Genomic DNA, 17,184 nt, shown 5'->3' with positions numbered 1-17,184 from the left:
GCAGGCGGGCGGAATATATTTTGACTTGTCGAAGCCCGCACAGCGACCTCGGGGCAACGAGCTGTTTGCCGACAAGACATTGAAGGAGCCACCGCAAGAGCCTGCGAAGCAGGCCGGGCGAAACCGCCTTTGAAGTGTCGAAGCCCGCACCGCGGCCGGTCGGCAACAAGCGAACCGCCAGCACCACGCATTACGACGCCTCTTAGAGCGTGAGATGCTAATCTCCGAGGCATGCCAGCCCAGATTCGCATACCCGAAATGCGCCCCGGCCAACCGGTTGATGTGCCGGCCGGCGACGTCGAGCGGCTGGTCGAATTCATCGATGCGCAAGAGAATCTTCTGGTCCTGACCGGCGCGGGTGTGTCCACGCAGTCGGGCATTCCGGCCTACCGCGACGGCAGCGGGCGCTGGCTCCAGCGGCGTCCCATCCTCTACCAGGATTTTCTGCGCTGCGAACACACGCGCCGGCGCTACTGGGCGCGCAGTTTCTTCGGATGGCCGGTCATGGCGCGGGCCTCGGTCAACGCCGCGCATGAAGCGCTGGCGGCGCTCGAGGCGGTGGGCCGGCTCGGCAGCCTGGTCACGCAGAACGTCGACGGGCTTCACCGGCGCGCCGGGCAACGACGGCTGATCGAACTGCATGGCCGGCTCGACCGGGTGTATTGCCTGGGCTGTGGAATTATCGGCAGTCGTGCCGAGTTGCAGGAGCGCCTGATCGACCTCAACCGCGACTGGACAGCCGAGGTGCGCGGCATCAACGCCGACGGGGATGCCCGGCTCGACGACGACGACTGGCCGGGGTTTCGGGTCGCCGACTGTCCGACCTGCGGTGGCGCGCTCAAGCCGCAGGTGGTCTTCTTCGGCGAGACCGTGCCGCCGGCTACTCGCCGGGCGGTGTCCGAGGCGGTGGAGAATGCTTCCGCCGTGCTGGTGTTGGGCAGTTCGCTGGTAGTCGGTTCGGCCTATCGGCTGGTGCGAGATGCCGCCGCCCGGGGGCGGCCCGTGGTCGCCGTCAATCAGGGTCGTACACGGGCTGATGAGTTACTTACCTTCAAGGTCGATGCCTGCTGTGCGACGGCCGTTACCGAAGCGGGGGCCAGGTTGCAAGTGCCGGCTGCCTGATGTCGTGACTCAGGCGGCGGCCGGCACAGACGGGTCGACGCCCGCGGCCAGCGCGTCGAAATAGTCACACGTGAGATTGAACTGCTCCCGGGCCGATTCAGCCCGGTTGACGATCCGGCGGAATCCCGCATTTTCCGGTCGATCCTTGGCGTACCAGCCCAGGTGCTTGCGCGCGATGCGCAGACCCCGGAATTCCCCGTAGAAGGCGTAGAGTGCCTCGAGATGGCCGAGCAGGATGTCGCGTACTTCGCTCAGCGGCTTCTCTGGCACGTGTTCCCCGGTAGCCAGGAAATGGGCGATCTCGCCGAAGATCCAGGGACGCCCCTGTGCGGCACGGCCGATGAGCAGGCCGGCGGCGCCGGTTTGTTCGAATACCTGTCGGGCCTTTTCGGGCGAATCGATGTCGCCGTTGGCCCACACGGGTATCGATCGCTGCGAGACGATCCCGGCGATCGTGTCGTACTCGGCCCGGCCGCCGTACTTCTGGTCGCGCGTTCGGCCGTGAACCGCCAGGGCCGCGATGCCGGATTCCTCGGCGATGCAAGCGATGCTGGGGCCGTTGCGATGCTCGCCATCCAAACCGGTTCGGATCTTGAGCGTGACCGGCACCTCCACGGCGGCGACCACCGCCTCGAGGATCCGGGCGACCAGGCCCTCGTCGCGCATCAGGGCCGAACCCGCCCACGCCTTGCACACCTTCTTGGCCGGACAGCCCATGTTGATGTCGATGATCTCGGCGCCCTGATCGACGTTGTGGCGTGCGGCCTCGGCCATCCGCTCGGGTACCGTGCCGGCAATCTGCACGCTCACCGGGCCGGGTTCGCCGGTATGGTCCATGCGCTCGCGCGACTTGCGGGTATGCCACAGCGAGGGATCGGAGCTGGTCATTTCCGAGGTGGCCAGGCCTGCACCCAGGCGGCGACACAGTAGCCGGAACGGCTTGTCGGTTACGCCCGCCATCGGCGCCAGGGCGAGCGCGGGCTCGACGCGATACCCGCCAATCGGCAGAGCGCTTCCGGTTGTCGTTGTCGTGAGCGCAGTAGCCATGCTTCATTGTATGATGTCGGGAGTTCCCATTTTCATCGGCCGGGCCGTGCCCGGTATCTCTGCGAGCATGACTTCAAACCAGGAACGCCGCCGTTTTCACCGTTTTCCGTTTCACGCCGACTGCGAATTGCTGGTCGAAGACGGGCAGGGCCACCCCTGCGAATTGCTCGATCTGTCGATTAACGGGGCACTTGTGCAACTCGATGGATCGTCGGAATTCGACTCGGAGCGTCCGGGTGACCTCGGGCTCAAGCTGCGCGGGCTGACCGATGACGGCAAGGCCGAGATGCTCATCGGGGTACGGGCCGTGCGGATCGAGGACCGGTGCATTGCCTGCCGTTTCGTTGACGTCGACCCCGATGCCTTCGAAAACCTGAAGAATCTGGTGGCCGCCAACCTGGGCGATCTTTCCATGCTTGATCGCGAGCTGACCCAGCTTGATTACTGGCCCGGGCTGTCGGTCTCGCCCGGGGCGGACTGATCAGGGCTTTCCTCAGCCGTCGAGCAGCCAGCCGGCCATGACGGCTTCGAGTTCGTCCAGACCCTGGCCCGTCGTCGCCGAGAAGACCTGAACGCCGACGCTTTCTTCAACCGCCTTTCGGACTTTCATCAAGGACTCTTTCTGCTTGCCCCGGCCGAGCTTGTCGGCCTTGGTCAGCACCAGGTGAATCGGCAATTCACGGCCGGCGGCCCAGTTGGCCAGGTCGACGTCGCCGGGCTTGAGCGGGTGGCGGATATCCATCACGATCACCAGGCCGGCCAGCGCCCGGCGTGTTTCGAGGTAGCCCTGGATCAGGCCCTTCCAGTGGTGCTTGAGTTCGCCGCCGACGCGGGCGAAGCCGTAGCCGGGCAGGTCCACGAGGTGATGGGAGTCGTCCAGGCGGAAAAAGATCAGCTGGCGGGTCCTGCCGGGCGTGCGGCTGGTGCGCGCCAGCGATTTCTGCCGGCACAGGCGGTTGATCAGGCTGGATTTGCCGGCATTGGAGCGCCCGGCGATGGCGACCTCGGCGCCTTCGTCCGGCGGCAACTGCGAGCGTTCATGCACGCTGATAAGGTATTCGGCCCGGTGGAGCAGGGTCTGGATGGGTTTCATGGGCGCGACAAGGCTGGCACAGCAGGGGCGGAGAGGCGATAATATCAGGTTCAGACTTCCAATCAGGAGAAGGATTCAAATGGCTCGATTGTTGGTGATGCTGCTTGCGTCGGCGCCGCTTCTGGCACAGGCCCAGATCGTGGGCGATCCCGAAGCCGGTCAGGAGAAAGCGGCCGTGTGTTCTTCCTGCCACGGCATGGACGGCAATTCACAAGTGAGTATGTGGCCGAAACTGTCGGAGCAGCACGCCGGTTACGCGGCCCGCCAGTCGCGACTCATTCGCGATGAGAAGCGCAGTGCGCCGGAAATGTACCCGATCGTGGCCGACATGAGCGATCAGGACCTGGCCGACATCGCCGCTTACTATGAACAGCAGGCGCTCGAGCCGGGAGTGGCCGACGAGGCGCTGGTCGACCAGGGTGAGGCAATCTACCAGGCAGGTAACCCGGAATCCGGTGTACCGGCCTGTGGCGCTTGTCATGGCCCTTCAGGCAGCGGCATCAAGGGTGCTCACTTTCCGCGACTGGGTGGCCAGCACGCCGACTACACCCAAAAGCGGCTCAACGACTATCGAAACGGGGTGACCAGCGGCGAGGACGATTCCTACAGCAAGATCATGGTTGCCGTCGCCGAGAACATGACCGACGAGGAAATCCAGGCCGTCAGTTCCTATATCGAAGGGTTGCACACGGCGCGCTGGTAGACTCGCGGAAAAAGCGGTTGTCGGAACTCGTCCGCAGCGGGCGGGTCTGACTTGGCCATACCACCAAGACAACAGCGGAGTAATCAATGCGCAAGTTTCTCATCGTGATGGCAGGTGCTGCCCTACTGGGCTCCGGTTCGCTGCTGGCCCAGGATTTCCAGGAAGGTGAGCATTTCCAGCCGGTCGGCAACCCCGTCTCCATGCCGGATGACCGGATCGTGGTCACCGACGGCTTCGGTTATCCCTGCCCGGCTTGTCGCCGCTTCATGCCCTATCTGGAAGCCTGGGAGGACGACCTGCCCGATTATGTGGAGGTCAAGCATCTTCCCGTTGCCCTGCAGCCTGGCTGGGACATGTTTGCACGTGCGTACTACACCGCCGAGATCATGGGTATTGCCGAGGAAACGCACGAAGCCATGTTCAAGGCCCTGCACGATGAACGCCGCCAGTTCCGCAGTTTCGAGGACATCGCCGGCTTCTATGCCGAGCACGGCGTCGAAGCGGACAGCTTCATCAATACCTCGGAGTCTTTCGCTGTCGACGCGCGCATTCGCCAGAACCGCAACGACGTGCGCACTTATGGCATCCGCGGTACGCCTTCTGTCATCGTCCAGGGCAAGTGGCGCGTGAGCCCCAATGATGTGAGCAGCTACGACGAAATGCTCTCGGTCGTCGACTACTTGATCGAACGCGAGGCCGAAGCCCTCGGTCTCGGCGGTGATGCCGAGGCGGGTGAAAGCGGGAAGACTGCGACGTCCGAGCAGACTGACGACGCCACCAGCTGATCATCGTGGGCGAGCCGCGTCGGCCGCTCAGGCTGCTGAGCTACAACATCCAGGCTGGCACCTCGACCGGCCGCTATCGCGAGTATGTCACTCGCAGCTGGCGCCAGGTTCTGCCCAATAATCAGCGCGTCGCCAACCTGGATGCGATCGCCGAACTGGTGCGCGAATACGATATCGTCGCGCTGCAGGAAGTCGATTGCGGCAGCCTTCGCTCCGGTTTTCTCAACCAGGCCAAGTATCTCGCCACACACGCCCAGTTCCCCTGGTGGAGCCACCAGGGGAATCGCAAGGTGGGCATTGTCGCGCACGCCGGCAACGGTCTGCTCAGCCGTATCGAGCCCGGCGAAATCGAGGAACATCGCCTTCCGGGTGCCATTCCCGGACGTGGAGCCATGGTGGTGCGCTTCGGCGAGGGCGAGGGCGCCTTGTGGCTGGTGGTTCTGCACCTGGCGCTCGGTCGCCGGGCGCGATCGCAGCAGCTCGACTACGTGGCCTCGCTGGTGCACGCCTTTCCGCACGTGGTCGTGATGGGCGATTTCAACAGCGGCCCGGGGTCGCGCGAAGTGCGCCGTTTCTGCGACCAGGCCGGCCTGGTGCGGCCCGGTGAGCCGGTGTTGACCTTTCCCTCATGGCAGCCGCAGCGTGCCATCGACCATATCCTGGTCTCGCCCAATATGCGGGTGAGCGACCTGCGGGCACTTCCCGTGACCTTTTCCGATCATCAACCGCTGGCGATGACCGTGGAGATCGACGACGACGTCGACCTACCAGGCCATGCGGACGGCGACCAGAATCAGTACACCACCGAATACTCGGCGTAGGCCGGCCGCCGGCAAGCGATGAGCCAGCGCCACGCCCAGGGGGGCGGCCGCCAGTCCGCCCACGCCGACGACCAACATGGCCGGAATCCAGATGTATCCCAGCTGCTGGCCCGGCCCCGGACCAGCGGGTGCAAGCAGGGCGAACACGATCGATCCGGCCAATGCGATCGGCCAGCCGCAGGCCGATGCATTGGCCACTGCCCGGACCATGGTGTAGCCGTTGCGGGCCAGGTATGGGACGTTGAAGGTTCCGCCCCCGATGCCGACCAGCGCCGAGGCCGCTCCGATGACCGGACCGGCAAGCCACCACAAGCGCGGGAAGGGCGTCCGCGAGGCCGGCCTCGGCGCAGTGGCGACGATCATGCGCAGGCCGATGAGGGCCGCGATGAGTGCGAAAACACGGGCGAGCACCTCGCCGGAGATGATCGTGGCCAGCCATCCCCCGGCGGCGGCCCCGACAGCTACGCCGCTGCCCAGTCGAGCGATCGTCGGCCAGTCGACGGCACCCCGCCGGTAATGGAACCAGACGGCACTGGCTGCAGTCAGCAACATTGTCGCCAGCGAGGTGGCGACGGCGACCGGGACGGCGATATTTTCGTCGACCTGCCGAAGGGTAAGCAGGAAGGTGAGCGCGGGTACGATCACCAGCCCGCCGCCGATGCCCAGCAGTCCGGCCAGGATCCCGGCCGCAAGGCCGATGAGAAGCAGCAGGGCGAAGGAAAGGAGCACTTGTCAGGATGACCGACTCGTTGCAGGATGCCTGGAATGGTGGAGCGTTGAGGCGATGAAAGCAAGGATCATCTTCGTAGCCCTGTTGGTGGGCGTCTGGGCACCGATCGCCCTTGCCGATCGCGAGGCCGAACGCGAGACGTTTCGTCAGGGCTGGCAGGCGGCCAAGCGCGGCGACCAGCCGGCCATTGTTAAGGCCATTTCGGCCCTGCCGGACTATCCGCTGACACCCTACCTTCAGTTCGAACTCTTTCGGCAGCGCATCGACCGGGTGCCTGCCGACGTTATGACGCAATTCCTGGCCCGCTACCGTGACTGGTCGTTTCACGCTCAGCTCGAGCGATCCTGGTTGCGCAGCTTGGGTGAGCGCGAGGATTTCGACCGGCTCCTGGCCCATGCCGGTGACAGCAACGACACCCGGTTACGTTGTCATGTGGCGACCGCCAGGATTCGGCGCGGGCAGACCGAAGGGCTCGAACCGGTCTTGCGCGAGCTTTGGCTGGTCGGCCGTTCGCAACCCGATGTCTGTGATGAGCCCTTCTCCTGGTGGCGCCGACAGGGCAATCCCGATGCCGGTACGGCCTGGCATCGATTCCGCCTGGCGCTGAATGCCGGCGAGACCGATCTGGCGCGCTACCTGAGACGGTACATCCCCTCGGACGAGCGTAAATGGGCCGATCGCTGGGTCGCGATGGCGCAGCGCCCCCACGTCACGCTTCGACAGGCCCGCCAATGGCGTGATCTGGACTACGCACGCCTGATGGTGGGGTGGGGCCTGAAGCGGCTGGCGCGTAGCGATTGGGAGGCCGCTGGCGAATTCTGGCAGAGCCTGGGTCGTCACTTCGAGTGGCCCGACCGGGAACGTGCGGACATCGAGCGCGATATCGCCCTGTTTCGCGCCGTGGCACTCGATGCGGGCGCCGTCGCGGCGATCGATGCAGTGCCCGAGGCGGCCAGGGATCAACAGATGCGGGCGTGGCGGGCCCGCGCCGCCATGGCGCAGGGGCGCTGGGACGAGGTTCTGGCCAGTATCGAGGCCATGTCGCTGCGTGAGCAGGCCGACTCGCGCTGGCGCTACTGGCGTGGCCGGGCCCTGGCGGAGTTGCAGCGTCCCGAGGCCATGGTGGCCTTCACGTCGCTGAGCACCGAGGCCCATTACCACGGCTTTCTGGCCGCCAGCCACCTCGGGCAACCCCTGAGCCTGTGCGAGCAGACCCTGCAGGCCGACGATGCCGTCCAGCGCCGATTGTTACGAGACGCTGAATTCGAGCGCGTGCTGGAGCTTTTCGAGGTCGGGTTGCCCTGGCATGCCCGCAGAACCTGGCGACACTTGTCACGCCGTCTGATCGACCGCGAAATCGAGCAGGCGGCACTGATCGCAGCCGGTCAGGGCTGGCACCACCTGTCGATCCTTGCGCTCAACCAGGCCGGCCGGCGGCAGGCCTACCCCTGGCGGTTTCCGATGGCGGCCAAGGGAACAGTACTGGCCGAGGCACGGCGCCATGGTGTGGACCCGGCCCTGGCCTACGGATTGATGCGCGCCGAGTCGGCCATGCAGCCTGACGCGCGCTCTTCGGCGGGCGCGCTGGGCCTGCTGCAGCTGATGCCGGGTACGGCCCGGGCGGTGGCCAGGCGCCAGGGCCTGCGCTATGACGGATCCGAATCGCTGATCGATCCCGAGATCAACGTGCCGCTGGGTATTGCCCACCTGGGTGAGCTGTTTCGTGATTTCGACGGTAACTGGGTGCGCGTGGCCGCCGCCTATAACGCGGGCGCCAACGCCGTCGAGCGCTGGCTCGACGAGCGGCCCGAGACGCCGCCGGATGTCTGGATCGAGACCATGCCCTATTACGAGACCCGCGACTACGTGCCGAAGGTCCTGGCCTTCGCCACGATTTACGAGTGGCAGCTCGAACGCCAACCGCAGCTTCTGATCGGACAGGTCATGCCCGGTTCGGGTCCCGCGGCAGGCTTCGCCTGTTCGCCTTGACCGTCGGGGCAGTAGAATGATCAACAGGTAAACGCTGGAGCGATCATGAAGGTTCTGATACTGGGCGGCTCGGGTTTCGTCGGTTCTCATCTGACGCGTCGGCTTTCACGCGAGGGCCACGAGGTGACCGTGGTCACTCGCTACGCGCCGGGGTGCAAGCATCTATGGATCGTGCCGCGGGCCACCATTCGCCAGTTCGACCCGTTCGATCCGGAGCGGCTGAGCGAGGAACTGGGCGGCCACGATGCAGCCATCAACCTCGTCGGCATTCTCAATGAACGCGGCTTCAGCGGTGCCGGATTCCACCGCGTGCACGTGGAACTGGTCGAGCGGATCATCGACGCCTGTGTGGAGGCCGGCGTGCCTCGGTTGATCCAGATGAGCGGACTCAATGCGGGGCGAGGCGAAAGCCACTATCTGCGCACACGTGGAGAGGGCGAAGCCCGGGTGCGCGCTGCCGACCGCGACGGCCGCCTTTCCGGCACGATCTTTCGCGCCTCGACCATCTTCGGACCCGACGACAGCTTTCTCAACCGCTTCGCCGGACTTTTGAAGATCAGCCCCGTGCTGCCGTTGGCCCGGCCGCAGGCAAAGTTCGCCCCGGTTTTCGTCGACGACGTGGTCGAAGCCTTCATGCGCGTGCTGGCCGACGCCGACGCCGACGGGCAGACGTATGAACTGTGTGGCTCCGAGGAGTGGCCCTTGATCGATCTCGTCCGCTGGCTGCGCGATCAGCTCGAACTCAAGCGTGCGGTTGTTGGACTTCCCGACATGCTGGGCCGCCTGCAGGGAATGGTCTTCGACTTCGTGCCCGGGAAGCCGTTCTCGAGCGACAATTTCAAGTCGCTCAAGCTCGACAGTGTCTGCCGGAGCAACGGCTTCGAGGCCCTGGGTATTCGCCCCTGGGGTCTGGCCGAGCGCGCCACCGGCTGGCTCACGCCGGTCGACAAGCAGGCGCGCTACCAGCAGTTTCGCCGCCGGGCCCGGCGTGAGCGAACCTGACGCTGAACGGGATCCGGCGGCCGGTCTGCGGGTCTATCGGGTCGGCGGCGTGGTACGCGATCGCCTGCTCGGCCGCAGTGCTTCGGACGCCGACTATGTCGTGGTCGGCGCCACGCCTGAGGCCATGCTGGAGCGCGGTTTTCGCCCCGTGGGCCTCGACTTCCCGGTCTTCCTGCACCCCAATACCGGCGAGGAATACGCCCTGGCCCGCACCGAACGCAAGACCGGATCCGGCTATCACGGGTTCGTCTTTCACGCCGGGCCCGAGGTCACCCTGGAGAAAGACCTCGAGCGTCGTGATCTGACCATCAATGCCATGGCCGAGGACGCCGACGGTCGGATCATCGATCCCTTCGGTGGTCGCCGCGATCTTGCCGAGCGCGTGCTGCGCCACGTCTCGCCGGCCTTCCGCGAAGATCCGGTGCGGATTCTGCGCCTGGCCCGGTTTCATGCGCGTTTCCCGGATTTCAGCATCGCCCGGGAGACCCGGGCCTTGTGCCGGCAAATGGTCGAGGAAGGCGAAGTCGACCATCTCGTCTCCGAGCGGGTCTGGCAGGAACTGTCTTCGGCGCTGATGGAAACCCGGCCGTCGAGGTGCTTCGAGCTGTTGCACGAGACCGGTGCGCTGGGCGTGATCCTGCCCGAACTCGAGCGATTGTTCGGCGTGCCGCAGGTGGCCGAGCACCATCCCGAGATCGACGCCGGCGTCCACACCCTGATGGTCGTCGATCAGGCCGCGCGCCTGGGGGGAACGCTTCCGGCCCGTTTCGCCGCGCTGGTGCATGATCTCGGCAAGGGACTCACGCCGGCTTACGAACTGCCCCGGCATGTCGGCCATGAAAAGGCCGGCCTGGCGCCTATCCGCGAGGTCTGTGAGCGCCTGCGCGTGAGCGTGGCCTGTCGCGACATGGCCTTGCTGGTCGGTGAGCATCACCTCGTAGCGCATCGTGCGCTGGAACTCAGGCCCTCGACCGTCGTGCGGCTTTTCGAGCGTATCGACGCATTTCGGCGCCCCGAACGTCTCGAACCCTTCCTGCTGGCCTGCGAGGCCGACCGGCGCGGTCGCACCGGTCGTGAGGACGAGCCTTATCCACAGGCCGATTTCCTGCGTCACGCCCATTCGCAAGCTTCGGCCGTGAGTGCCCGGGTATTCGTCGAGCGCGGCCTGAAGGGTCCGGCCATCGCCGAGGCCGTGCACGCCGAGCGCGTGCGCCGTGTCGCCACCGCGTCGGCGACGTGAAATTCATGTCAATTCGTCGGCACCATTCGTCAATCTCGTTGTCAATTCACTGACTGCGAGTGCGGGATGATGCCCACTCGCCAACAAGAATGAAATCGGAGAATCCACCTTGCCTCTGACTCGACTCGGATTGAGCAATCCGGTAGCCGTGGCCGTGGGCTGCATCCTGCTGGTGATTTTCGGGCTGTTGAGCCTGTCGCGCCTGCCGGTGCAGATGACGCCCAATATCGACCGGCCGACGATCTCGATTTCCACCGGCTGGCGGGCCGCCGCTCCCTCCGAGGTCGAATCGGAAATCATCGAGCCGCAGGAAAACCAGCTGCGTGACGTGCCCGGTCTGCAGCGCATGACCGCCACGGCCAGCCAGGGCCGCGGTTCGATCAACCTGGAATTCGACGTCGGCGCCGACCTCAACCGGGCCTTGATCGAGGTCATCAATCGGCTCAACCAGGTGCCGCGCTACCCCGCCGACGTCACCGAGCCGACGGTGCGCGTGGGATCCGATCAGTTCGGAGACACGGTCGCCTGGTTCGCCATCCGGCCGATGCCGGACAACAATCGGCCGATCATCGAATACCAGGACTTCATCGACGAAGTCGTCAAGGAGCGCCTGGAACGGATTTCCGGCGTGTCCTCGGCCAACCCGCGTGGCGGTCGTCCCTTCGAGGTCCGCATCACCTTCGACCCCTACCAGGCTGCCGCCATCGGCGTGGATCTGACCCGCATCGGCCAGCGCCTGGGCCAGAACAACGACGTTTCCGGCGGTTTCCAGGAGGTCGGGCGGCGACAGTACACGTTACGCTTCGCCGGCCAGTACGAGATCGCCGACCTCGAAAATCTTGTGCTCGACTGGCGCGAGGGCCGGCCGGTCTACCTGCGCGATGTCGCCCGCGTGGAACGCGTCATGCGTGACTCCTCGGGCGTGATGACCCAGAACGGCGGACCGTCGATCGCCATGAACGTGATCGCCGAGCCGGGCGTGAACGTGCTCGATGTCATGGGCGAGATTCAGTCGACCGTCGAGGAACTCAGAAACAGTCATCTCACCCCGGCCGGCCTGGATATCGAGCAGGTCAGCGACGACACGGTCTATATCCGCCAGTCGGTGGGCATGGTGGCCACCAACCTCATAGTCGGCATGAGCCTGGCGGTGCTGGTGCTGTGGTGGTTTTTCCGCAAGCTGCGCGCGACGCTGATGGTCGCGCTGGCCATTCCATTGTGTCTTTGTTTCGCCTTCCTGGTGCTCGACGGGGTGGGGCGAACGCTCAACGTGATTTCGCTCGCCGGCCTGGCGTTTGCCACCGGCATGGTGCTCGATGCCGCCATCGTCGTGCTCGAGAACATCGTGCGCCAGCGCGAGCAGGGTCGCGCCCCGCTGGAGGCTGCCGACCGCGGCACCGGCCAGGTCTGGGGCGCGCTGCTGGCCTCCACGGCCACCACCGTTGCCATCTTCCTGCCGGTGATGTTCCTGCAGGACGAGGCCGGCCAGCTGTTCGCCGACCTGGCGGTGGTGATTTCGGCGGCCATCGTCTGTTCGCTGCTGGTCGCCATCGTCGTCCTGCCGACGGCCAGTTACCGGCTGCTGGGAGAGGCTTCGCTGGAGGACCGGCATGCCTCCTGGTGGCAGCGGGGCTCGGACTTCATCATGTCGCTGACCGACACGCCGCGGCGGCGCTGGGGCTGGATCGCCGGCCTGACCATCGTGCCGATCCTGATCGCTGCGCTGCTGATTCCACCGGCCGACTACCTGCCCGAGGGCAAGCGCAACTTCATATTCGGGTTTTTGCAGACGCCTTCGGGAATGGGGCCGGATACCGCCGAGGAAGAGCTGATCAAGCCCATCAATGAACGCCTGATTCCGTACATCAACGGTGAAAAGGAGCCGGCGATTGAAAATACGTTTCTCGGCTTTTTCGGAACCGGAGCCTTTCTGGGCATGCGTGCCGCCGACGAGGACCGGGTGGACGAGCTGATCGATGTCGTCAACCAGGAGATCCTGACCGGCTTTCCCGATACCTTCGGCCGCGCCAACCGTTCGCCGATTTTCGGCGGCCGCGGCAGCCGGCAGATCGACATCGACCTGCAGGCCGCCAACGTCGAAGAGTTGCTCGGCGCCGGGCAAACGGCGTTCGGGCTGATCCAGGAGAAAATGCCGGAGGCAAGCATCCGCCCCCAGCCTGGCCTGGAACTGGCCGAGCCGGAACTGCGACTGAAGCCCGACGACCGGCGTATTGCCGAGATGGGCTGGACGCGAGGCGACGTGGCCACCCTGGTGCGCGCCTTCGGCAATGGCGCCTACCTGGGCGATTACTTCGACGGCGACCGCCGCCTGGACGTGATCCTGCGCGGCACCGATTGGGTCACGCCCGAGGAGTTGATGAGCATGCCGCTGGCCACGCCGTCCGGGCGAATCGCCACGCTGGGTGAACTGGCCGAACTCGAACGCACGGCCGGACCGAACCAGATCCGCCGCGTCGACCGGCGCCGCACGCTGTCGCTGCAGGTGACCCCGCCATCGGGCATGCCGATGGAGACCGCGCTGGCCTTTCTGCAGGAGGAGGTCGAGCCGACGATTCGCGATGCGCTGCCACCCGACGGCGTGATCGCCTACCGCGGAACGGCCGAGGCCCTGGACGAGACGCTGTCGAACCTGGCCGGCAGCTTTCTGCTGGCCATCGTGATCCTCTACCTGCTGATTTCGGCGCTGTTTCGCTCGTTCAAGGACTCGATTCTGGTCCTGATGACCATTCCCATGGCGACCGTCGGCGGTATCGTCGCGTTGCGCATCACTGGTTGGGTGACCGGCCAGGCGATGGACATGCTGACCATGATCGGCTTCGTGATCCTGCTGGGCCTGGTGGTCAACAACGCCATCCTGCTGGTCTATCGCGCCCGCGAGGGCGAACGCGAGGAGGGGATGAGCCGCCGCGAGGCGGTCGAAACCGCGGTTCGCCTGCGCCTGCGACCGATCCTGATGAGCACCACGACCAGCGTTTTCGGCATGATGCCGCTGCTGGTGCTGCCGGGCGCGGGTACGGAACTGTATCGCGGCCTGGCCGCGGTGATCGTCGGTGGCATGGCCGTGAGCACGCTGTTCACGCTGGTGTTGCTGCCGTCGCTTCTGCGAACCAACGAAGACAAACAAGGCGCCGCCGAAGGCGAGGTGGTGCCGGCATGACAAGGATTGACCGAATGAACAGATGGATTGTTGCGGCCGCAGGCTTGCTGTTGACCGCGCCGGTCTGGGCCCAGTTCGGCGGCGAGGAGCCGAAGGTGGAAGTGGCTGTGGCCGAGCAACGTGAAATGGCGCCGACCATGCAGGTGTCGGGCACCGTGCTGTCGCGCTCCGACGCCAGCCTGTCGGCCGAGGTCGAGGGCCGCCTGGTCGAGGTCGCGGATGTGGGCACACGCGTGGCCGAAGGTGATGTGGTTGCGCGAATCGAAGACACCACGCTGAGGCTGCGCATTTCCGAGCTCGAAGCCGAAATCGCTCGCGGAGAGTCCCGCCTGGAATTTCTCGATGCCGAGCTGAAACGGTTCGAGCGCCTGGCCGAAACCAACCTGGCCGCGGCCAGCCAGATCGACCAGACCCGTTCGGAGCGCGACATGGCGCAGAGCGATCTGGCGGTTACCCGCTCGCGCCGGGCCCAGCTCAAGGACCAGATCGATCGCACCCGCGTCCGCGCGCCGTTTCCCGGCGTGGTGGTCGAGCGTGTCGCCCGGGCCGGCGAGCGGGTCGGCGTCGGCGCGCGCATCCTGCGTCTCGTCAACCCGGACAGCCTCGAGGCCGTGGCCCGTGCCCCGCTGCGCTACTACCGCTTTGTGCAGCCGGGCGATGAGCTCACGGTCGACACCGAGGACCAGGTCTTCGAAGCGCCGCTTCGGACGGTCGTCAGCGTGGGCAACGAGGATTTACACGTGTTCGAACTCAGGCTGGATATCAAGAAGCCGTTGCCGGTGGGCCAGACCGTTCGCGTGACCGTCCCCACCGCGGACCTGCGCAAAGTGCTCGCCGTACCGCGCGACGCCCTGGTTCTGCGGGGCTCGGGTACGGCCGTGTTCGTGATCGGGGAGGATGGTACGGCCCGGCGCGCCACTGTCTCGACCGGGATCGGCCAGGGTGAGTGGATCGAGGTGGCCGGACCGATCCAGGCCGGCGACCGGGTTGTCATACGCGGCAACGAGCGCCTGCGGGACGGTCAGGCGGTGGAAATCATCAACGGCTGAGGCACCGCACGGCTGTTCATTCGCGGCCCTGGCCCGCCCCACCGGCGACGGCGAAGACGCGCTGATGGCCGTCGTCGACCAGGCGCACCCGGCAGCGGTACAGGCGCGATAGGTTGTCGGCCGTGAGTAGTTCGCTTGTTGGTCCGGCGTCCCATTCGCCGTTGCCGTAGAGCAGCAGCACGTGCGTGCAGTAGCAGGTTGCGAGATTGACCTCGTGCAGGGCCATGAGCGCGGATTTGCGCTGAGCGCGGACCTGGCGGTGGAGCACGTTGAGAATGGTCACCTGGTAGGCCGGGTCGAGATGATTGGTCGGCTCGTCGAGCAGCATTACGGCGGGATCCTGAACCAGCAGGGTAGCCAGGGCCAGGCGTCGCGATTCACCGCCGGACAGGTCCATGCAGCTGCGCTCGGCCAGCTCCAGCATTTCCAGGTCCGCCAGCGCGTCGCGGGCGCGCTCATGATCGAGCGTCGATTCGCGCGCCCAGGGCTTGAGATGGGGATGGCGGCCGACCAGCGCGGTTTCCAGGCAGGTGGCGTCGAAAGCGTAATGGGTGTGCTGCGGCAACATGCCCAGGCGTTGCGCGATGTCGCGACGGCTGCGCTCGTCCAGACGGCGGCCGTCGAGGCGGATGCCGCCGCGTTCGGGTTCGAAGACGCCGGCAAAGGCCTTGAGCAGGGTCGTCTTGCCGACCCCGTTGGGACCCAGCAACCCCCAGAATTCGCCCCGGCCGACGGCCAGGTTGAGGTCGCGCACGACATCGACCGAGCCGATGCGAACGTCGAAATCCTCGATGATGAGTGGGCTGTCGTTGGCGGGGAACATATCTAGCGGATTCTCACCGCGCGGTAGAGCAGCAGCAGGAACAGCGGCACACCGATCAATGCGGTGAGCACGCCCACCGGCAGCTGGCGCGGTCCGAGCAGGCTGCGCGCGGCGGTGTCGGCCAGAACCAGGAAGCCACCGCCGAAGAGTGCCGAGGCCGGCAGCAGCACGCGATGATCGCCACCGACGAGCAGGCGCATCAGATGCGGCACGATCAGCCCCACGAAACCGATCGCCCCGGCCAGGGATACGGCCAGGGCGGTCAGTAACGAGGCAGCGACGTAGATTTCCCAGAAACGCGCCCGCGCCGACTCGCCCAGCAGCGCGGCCTGCAGCTCACCGCCGCTGAGCACATTGAGGCTGCGCGCGCGCAGCCACAGCAGCCCCACGCCCGCGGCCAGCGGTAACAGCCACCAGGCCGAAAGGGTGGTGTAGCTCAAATCACCCATCAGCCAGTAGAGCATCGAGCGCAGGCTGGCGTCCGGGCCGGTGGCGAGAATGAGTGAAATGACCGCACCCCAGCCGGCGGCGACGACCACGCCGGTGAGCAAGACGCGCGTGGTGCTCCAGGCGCCGCGTCCGCGGGCGAGCACGAACACGATGATCATCGTCAGCATGGCGCCGGCAAAGGCCAGCACCGGCGTGGGCAGGAAGCTCAGGCCGAAGCTCATGCCGATCAGGGCGAAGGCCGCCGCACCGCCGGACAGGCCCAGTACGTAAGGGTCGGCCAGCGGATTGCGCAGCAGCACCTGCATGAGGCAACCGGCCTGTGCGAGCAAGGCGCCGGTGACGAGTGCGGCGACGGCTCTCGGGATCCGCAGCTCAGCGATGACGTGCCGCATGGCTTCACCGGCGCTCGGCGGCCAGGCCCAGCCGCCACTGCCCCAGCTGGCGGCCAGCAACAGGGCGCTCGGGGGCAGGGCCAGCAGGCCCGCCCAGACAATCAGTTGCTTCGTGTCTGGTGCTCTCGCCATGAATTGATTACCATTCGGGACAGTTGAATCTTTCCGCGGCCCGGTATGATAGCCGGCCGCGACGACCATCACCATGATTGATCCAGACGGTTTCAGGCCGAACGTCGGGATCGTGCTGGCTCGGGAAGACGGGCGCGTTTTCTGGGCGCGCCGTGCCGGCAAGGATGGCTGGCAGTTTCCCCAGGGCGGCATGAATACCGACGAGACGCCCATCGAAGCAATGTATCGCGAGCTCGGCGAAGAAACCGGGCTCGGCCCCGAGCACGTGGAACTGCTGGGCCAGACGCCCGGCTGGCTGCGCTATCGCCTGCCGCGCCGCTATCGCCGTCGCCACCAGAAGCCCGTGTGCATCGGCCAGAAGCAGGTCTGGTTCCTGCTGCAGTTCCTGGCCGACGACGATGCTGTCGATCTCGAGGCGGCCGACAAGCCGGAATTCGACCGCTATCGCTGGGTCGATTTCTGGTACCCCGTGCGACATGTCATTCCATTTAAACGGCGGGTCTATGTGCGGGCGCTTAGGTATTTGGAACCCATGCTGCCCAAAGTCGAGCGGCGGAACGGCTGATCGGGTCGAAATTCCAAATTCGAAGCACCAAGTACCAAACAAATTCGAATGACCGAAATCCGA

16 protein-coding genes are annotated in these 17,184 nt (G+C 65.8%); 11 read left to right on the top strand and 5 right to left on the bottom strand.

Annotated elements, in window-relative coordinates; translation table 11 throughout:
* Window positions 1-231 precede the first annotated feature (231 nt).
* Window positions 232-1,122: an NAD-dependent protein deacetylase gene (locus tag DZK26_RS14050; RefSeq protein ID WP_220337191.1), complete on the top strand. Its 891-nt coding sequence runs from the start codon at window positions 232-234 to the stop codon at window positions 1,120-1,122.
* A 9-nt stretch (window positions 1,123-1,131) separates the two neighbouring features.
* Here DZK26_RS14050 and dusB read toward each other — a convergent pair whose 3' ends face one another.
* A complete protein-coding gene (gene dusB / locus DZK26_RS14045; protein ID WP_220337188.1) occupies window positions 1,132-2,169 on the bottom strand; it encodes a tRNA dihydrouridine synthase DusB in 1,038 nt (345 codons plus the stop codon).
* Window positions 2,170-2,236: 67 nt separating this feature from the next.
* Between dusB and DZK26_RS14040 the strand changes: the two genes are divergently transcribed.
* Window positions 2,237-2,650 (top strand): PilZ domain-containing protein, encoded by a 414-nt coding sequence (locus DZK26_RS14040; protein WP_181918421.1) that lies wholly within the window; start codon window positions 2,237-2,239, stop codon window positions 2,648-2,650.
* Window positions 2,651-2,662: 12 nt separating this feature from the next.
* Here the strand turns inward: DZK26_RS14040 and yihA are convergent, their stop codons facing one another.
* A complete protein-coding gene (gene yihA, locus DZK26_RS14035; protein WP_404976211.1) occupies window positions 2,663-3,262 on the bottom strand; it encodes a ribosome biogenesis GTP-binding protein YihA/YsxC in 600 nt (199 codons plus the stop codon).
* 79 nt (window positions 3,263-3,341) lie between these two features.
* Between yihA and DZK26_RS14030 the strand changes: the two genes are divergently transcribed.
* The 3 genes from DZK26_RS14030 (at window position 3,342) to DZK26_RS14020 (ending at window position 5,571) form a co-directional block, all read left to right on the top strand.
* A complete protein-coding gene (locus DZK26_RS14030) occupies window positions 3,342-3,965 on the top strand; it encodes a cytochrome c (RefSeq protein ID WP_181918420.1) in 624 nt (207 codons plus the stop codon).
* Between the two features lie 86 nt (window positions 3,966-4,051).
* Window positions 4,052-4,750: a thiol:disulfide interchange protein DsbA/DsbL gene (locus DZK26_RS14025; RefSeq protein WP_116898588.1), complete on the top strand. Its 699-nt coding sequence runs from the start codon at window positions 4,052-4,054 to the stop codon at window positions 4,748-4,750.
* A gap of 5 nt (window positions 4,751-4,755) precedes the next feature.
* A complete protein-coding gene (locus DZK26_RS14020; RefSeq protein ID WP_258870880.1) occupies window positions 4,756-5,571 on the top strand; it encodes an endonuclease/exonuclease/phosphatase family protein in 816 nt (271 codons plus the stop codon).
* Here DZK26_RS14020 and DZK26_RS14015 read toward each other — a convergent pair.
* Window positions 5,515-6,300 (bottom strand): sulfite exporter TauE/SafE family protein, encoded by a 786-nt coding sequence (locus DZK26_RS14015; protein ID WP_116898586.1) that lies wholly within the window; start codon window positions 6,298-6,300, stop codon window positions 5,515-5,517. The two genes, DZK26_RS14020 and DZK26_RS14015, sit on opposite strands and share 57 nt — an antisense overlap.
* Window positions 6,301-6,355: 55 nt before the next feature.
* Between DZK26_RS14015 and DZK26_RS14010 the strand changes: the two genes are divergently transcribed.
* From DZK26_RS14010 to DZK26_RS13990, 5 genes are all read left to right on the top strand, one after another.
* On the top strand, window positions 6,356-8,290 hold the full coding sequence (locus DZK26_RS14010; protein WP_181918419.1) for a transglycosylase SLT domain-containing protein: 1,935 nt from the start codon (window positions 6,356-6,358) through the stop codon (window positions 8,288-8,290).
* A gap of 45 nt (window positions 8,291-8,335) precedes the next feature.
* Window positions 8,336-9,292 carry a complex I NDUFA9 subunit family protein gene (locus DZK26_RS14005; protein ID WP_116898584.1) on the top strand — a complete coding sequence of 319 codons (957 nt, stop codon included), beginning with the start codon at window positions 8,336-8,338 and terminating at the stop codon, window positions 9,290-9,292.
* A gap of 25 nt (window positions 9,293-9,317) precedes the next feature.
* The gene (locus DZK26_RS14000; RefSeq protein ID WP_116898594.1) at window positions 9,318-10,532 is read left to right on the top strand and encodes a multifunctional CCA addition/repair protein; all 1,215 of its coding nucleotides are present in this window, start codon (window positions 9,318-9,320) and stop codon (window positions 10,530-10,532) included.
* A gap of 109 nt (window positions 10,533-10,641) precedes the next feature.
* Window positions 10,642-13,710, top strand: coding sequence for an efflux RND transporter permease subunit (locus DZK26_RS13995; protein WP_181918418.1), 3,069 nt, complete (start codon window positions 10,642-10,644; stop codon window positions 13,708-13,710).
* Window positions 13,711-13,724: 14 nt separating this feature from the next.
* Window positions 13,725-14,759 (top strand): efflux RND transporter periplasmic adaptor subunit, encoded by a 1,035-nt coding sequence (locus DZK26_RS13990; RefSeq protein ID WP_181918417.1) that lies wholly within the window; start codon window positions 13,725-13,727, stop codon window positions 14,757-14,759.
* 16 nt (window positions 14,760-14,775) lie between these two features.
* Here the strand turns inward: DZK26_RS13990 and DZK26_RS13985 are convergent, their stop codons facing one another.
* Together DZK26_RS13985 and DZK26_RS13980 are read right to left on the bottom strand one after the other, a co-directional pair.
* Window positions 14,776-15,582, bottom strand: a complete 807-nt coding sequence (locus DZK26_RS13985; protein WP_116898581.1) for an ABC transporter ATP-binding protein — start codon at window positions 15,580-15,582, stop codon at window positions 14,776-14,778.
* A 2-nt stretch (window positions 15,583-15,584) separates the two neighbouring features.
* Complete coding sequence (locus DZK26_RS13980; RefSeq protein WP_116898593.1) at window positions 15,585-16,556, bottom strand: iron ABC transporter permease; 972 nt, start codon at window positions 16,554-16,556, stop codon at window positions 15,585-15,587.
* Between the two features lie 73 nt (window positions 16,557-16,629).
* Between DZK26_RS13980 and DZK26_RS13975 the strand changes: the two genes are divergently transcribed.
* Window positions 16,630-17,121, top strand: a complete 492-nt coding sequence (locus tag DZK26_RS13975) for an RNA pyrophosphohydrolase (RefSeq protein ID WP_116898580.1) — start codon at window positions 16,630-16,632, stop codon at window positions 17,119-17,121.
* Window positions 17,122-17,184 lie beyond the last annotated feature (63 nt).

This window comes from Wenzhouxiangella sp. 15190, from assembly GCF_003417465.1.
Lineage (GTDB): Bacteria > Pseudomonadota > Gammaproteobacteria > Xanthomonadales > Wenzhouxiangellaceae > Wenzhouxiangella.
This window is presented reverse-complemented; position numbering and strand designations above follow the sequence as displayed.

Excerpts from the sequence above, each read along its gene's own strand:
- DZK26_RS14050 (WP_220337191.1), top strand. The coding sequence starts at position 232 with ATGCCAGCCCAGATTCGCATACCCGAAATGCGCCCCGGCCAACCGGTT.
- dusB (WP_220337188.1), bottom strand. The coding sequence starts at position 2,169 with ATGGCTACTGCGCTCACGACAACGACAACCGGAAGCGCTCTGCCGATT.
- DZK26_RS14040 (WP_181918421.1), top strand. The coding sequence starts at position 2,237 with ATGACTTCAAACCAGGAACGCCGCCGTTTTCACCGTTTTCCGTTTCAC.
- yihA (WP_404976211.1), bottom strand. The coding sequence starts at position 3,262 with ATGAAACCCATCCAGACCCTGCTCCACCGGGCCGAATACCTTATCAGC.
- DZK26_RS14030 (WP_181918420.1), top strand. The coding sequence starts at position 3,342 with ATGGCTCGATTGTTGGTGATGCTGCTTGCGTCGGCGCCGCTTCTGGCA.
- DZK26_RS14025 (WP_116898588.1), top strand. The coding sequence starts at position 4,052 with ATGCGCAAGTTTCTCATCGTGATGGCAGGTGCTGCCCTACTGGGCTCC.
- DZK26_RS14010 (WP_181918419.1), top strand. The coding sequence starts at position 6,356 with ATGAAAGCAAGGATCATCTTCGTAGCCCTGTTGGTGGGCGTCTGGGCA.
- DZK26_RS14005 (WP_116898584.1), top strand. The coding sequence starts at position 8,336 with ATGAAGGTTCTGATACTGGGCGGCTCGGGTTTCGTCGGTTCTCATCTG.
- DZK26_RS13990 (WP_181918417.1), top strand. The coding sequence starts at position 13,725 with ATGAACAGATGGATTGTTGCGGCCGCAGGCTTGCTGTTGACCGCGCCG.
- DZK26_RS13985 (WP_116898581.1), bottom strand. The coding sequence starts at position 15,582 with ATGTTCCCCGCCAACGACAGCCCACTCATCATCGAGGATTTCGACGTT.
- DZK26_RS13980 (WP_116898593.1), bottom strand. The coding sequence starts at position 16,556 with ATGGCGAGAGCACCAGACACGAAGCAACTGATTGTCTGGGCGGGCCTG.
- DZK26_RS13975 (WP_116898580.1), top strand. The coding sequence starts at position 16,630 with ATGATTGATCCAGACGGTTTCAGGCCGAACGTCGGGATCGTGCTGGCT.